Genomic DNA, 3,226 nt, shown 5'->3' on the forward strand with positions numbered 1-3,226 from the left:
GGACCGCGCTGTGCTGGAAAGCCGTGAAGTCATCAAGACCATGGAGACCACCCACGAAGGTGCGCGCCATTGGCTGGTGCACAAATTCCCCATCGACGTGGACGGCGAAGCCTTCCTCGGCGGCTCGGCCATCGACATGACCACCGAAGTGGAAAAGGAGCGTGCCCTGATCCGCCACGACAATTTCTATGTGCTGCTGTCGCGCCTGAGCGCCATCATTCCGCGTGCGCGCAGTGTGGAGCAACTGTGCCTGGACGTATGCCGCGCCGCCGCGCATCAGGCAGGTCTGGAGCTGGTGGACATCAGCCGCGTCATGGCGGATGGCAGCCTCGCCATGGTGTCGTCGGCCGGACGCGATGGCACGGAACAGCATTGGCCAAGCGAAGAAGTTTCGCGGCATGCGGAATGGTTTGTAATCGCTTTGGCGGAGAAGACCGTCAGCACCGGCAAGATGCAGTTTTCGAACGACCTTCCGGACGGCTGCAAAAAGCGGAAGATCGCATCCTGCATGGCCATTCCGCTATTTGTGAATAACAAGTGCTGGGGTGTGGTCTGCTTCTACTCGCAGCGTCCGCAGTTCTTCGATCACTTCTATCGCGAACGCGCCGGTGAGTTGAGCAATGAACTGAGCTACGGATTGGAGCGCCTGATCAACGCACAGGAAATGCACCGCCTGGCGCGCACCAATACCCTGTCCGGACTGCCAAGCCGCCTGCAGTTCGAGGAAGACATTGCCCGTCTGGCAGCCAGCGGCGCACACGGTACGGTGCTGCTGGTGAACATCAACCGTTTCGACGAAATCAGCTCCGCCTACGGTAACGCTGCGGCAGTTGGCCTGCTGCGCGCCATCGCCCAGCGTTTGCGCGAAGTGGTGACGCCGCAAATGCTGCTGGCCCACGTTGGCGTAGGACGTTTTGCCCTATTCCTGCCGGACGGCTCGCATGAAAAGCCGGCGGAGTTTGTGCGTAACACCATCGCGCCAATGCTACAGGGGGCCTATCAGGTCAAGGAAAACAAGATCTGGTGCACCATCAATGCCGGCGGCGCCATGCTGCCGGAAGATGGCTCAACCGCCGATGAACTGTTGATCAAGGCCTGGGATGCGCTGGCCGCCGCACGCGATGTCGAAGCCCGTTTCGGCTTGTACGACCGCGACGCCGATCGCGTGATGGCGCGCCAGATCAGCCTTGAAGTGGAATTGCGCGACGCGCTTGAGCGCCGCGAATTCATCAACTACTACCAGCCTAAAGTCGATCTGCGTACCGGCAAGCTGGCGGGCGCGGAAGCGCTGGTGCGCTGGYACCATCCGGTACGGGGCATTATTGAACCAAGCGAATTCGTGCCGGTGCTGGAACGCACAGGGCTGGTGATCGCGGTAGGCCGTCAGGTTATGCAGCGCGCGATGGAAGACTGGCGCTCGTGGCACGACAGCGGCCTGGAACCGCCGCAGATTGCCGTCAATGTGGCGCCGGCCCAGTTCCGCTGCGATTCGCTGTTCGGCGATATCGAACGGGCGCTGAACACGGCGGGCGCGCATTTGCAGCCGCTGTCGATCGAGATTACGGAATCCAGTCTGGTGTCCGATCATGCGCGCGTCATCGATGTGCTCACGCGCGTGCGCGCGCTGGACGTGCCGGTGGCAATCGACGATTTCGGCACCGGCTATTCTTCGCTCGCCTATCTGGTTACGCTGCCGGTGGATGTGATGAAGATCGACCGTTCCTTTGTGATGAAGATGTCGCAGGATGCGGGGTATATGGGGTTGGTGAGCACGGTGGTTACGCTGGCGCATAACCTCGATCTCAAGGTTGTCGCCGAGGGCATAGAAACGGAAGAGGAAGCCAAGCTGCTCAAGCTGCTCAGATGTGAACAGGGACAGGGCTTCCTGTACAGCCGCCCTGTCCCCGCCGATCAATTTGCTACTTTGCTGCGGACGCATTAAGAACCCAAGCCGGAATCAGGTGGCAGGCACGATGTGCCTGCCACCAGGGTTGGGCCGTGGGTTTTAATCCTTCTTCGCCTGCGCCTTGGCTGTCGCGATCTGGTCAAGGATGTGCTTCGGCACCGCAGCGTAGTGCTGGAACTCCATGGTATAAGTCGCCCTGCCCTGCGTCAGCGAACGCAGGGTGGTCGAGTAGCCGAACATCTCGGCCAGCGGCACGGAAGCCTTAACCAGCTTACCGCCGCCGCCAGGGATCTCGTCCATGCCCTGCACCAGGCCACGCCGCGTGGTCAGATCGCCCATCACATTGCCCATGAACTCCTCGGGCGTTTCCACCTCGACGTGCATCATCGGCTCCAGCAGCTGCGGATCGGCCTTGCGCATGCCGTCCTTGAAGGCCATCGAACCGGCCATGCGGAAGGCATTTTCGTTCGAGTCCACGTCGTGGTAGGAACCGAAGGTCAGCGTGACACGCACGTCGACCACCGGATAGCCCGCCAGCACGCCGGCCTGCAGGGTTTCGGTCACGCCCTTATTCACCGCCGGGATGAACTCGCGCGGCACCACACCGCCCTTGATGGCGTCCACAAACTCGTAGCCCTTGCCCGCTTCCACCGGCTCCAGCTTCAGCACCACGTGGCCGTACTGGCCCTTACCGCCGGACTGCTTGACGAATTTGCCTTCGATGTCCGATACGGCGCGGGTGATCGTTTCGCGATACGCCACCTGCGGTTTGCCGACAGTGGCTTCCACGCCGAACTCGCGCTTCATGCGATCCACCAGAATTTCGAGGTGCAGCTCGCCCATGCCGGACATGATGGTCTGGCCGGATTCCTCGTCGGTGTGCACCTTGAACGAAGGATCTTCCTGCGCCAGACGGTTCAGGGCAATGCCCATCTTCTCCTGGTCGGCCTTGGTCTTCGGTTCCACCGCCTGCGAAATCACAGGCTCGGGGAAGATCATCTTTTCCAGCACGATCACATGATCCGGCGCGCTCAGCGTGTCGCCCGTGGTCACGTTCTTCAGACCCACTGCCGCCGCGATATCACCCGCGAACACTTCCTTGATTTCCTTGCGTTCGTTGGCATGCATTTGCAGGATGCGGCCCAGACGTTCCTTCTGCTGCTTGGTCGGGTTGTACACCGTGTCGCCCGAATTCACCACGCCGGAATACACGCGGAAGAACGTCAGCTGGCCAACAAACGGGTCGGTCATGATTTTGAAGGCGAGCGCGGAAAACGGCTCATCATCGTTCGGATGGCGCTCGATTTCATTGTCGTCTTC

The 3,226-nt window shown here is 60.9% G+C and carries 2 protein-coding genes; one reads left to right on the forward strand and one right to left on the reverse strand.

Annotated features, from left to right (window positions below; all coding sequences use genetic code 11):
- A partial coding sequence (locus AB4Z11_RS27470) for a bifunctional diguanylate cyclase/phosphodiesterase (RefSeq protein WP_442029013.1) occupies positions 1–1,942 on the forward strand: 1,942 nt, incomplete at its 5' end.
- A gap of 63 nt (positions 1,943–2,005) precedes the next feature.
- Here AB4Z11_RS27470 and AB4Z11_RS27475 read toward each other — a convergent pair.
- On the reverse strand, positions 2,006–3,226 hold a 1,221-nt coding region (locus AB4Z11_RS27475; protein ID WP_442029014.1), incomplete at its 5' end, for an elongation factor G.

The organism is Pseudoduganella sp. RAF53_2, from assembly GCF_052113985.1.
Lineage (GTDB): Bacteria > Pseudomonadota > Gammaproteobacteria > Burkholderiales > Burkholderiaceae_D > Rugamonas.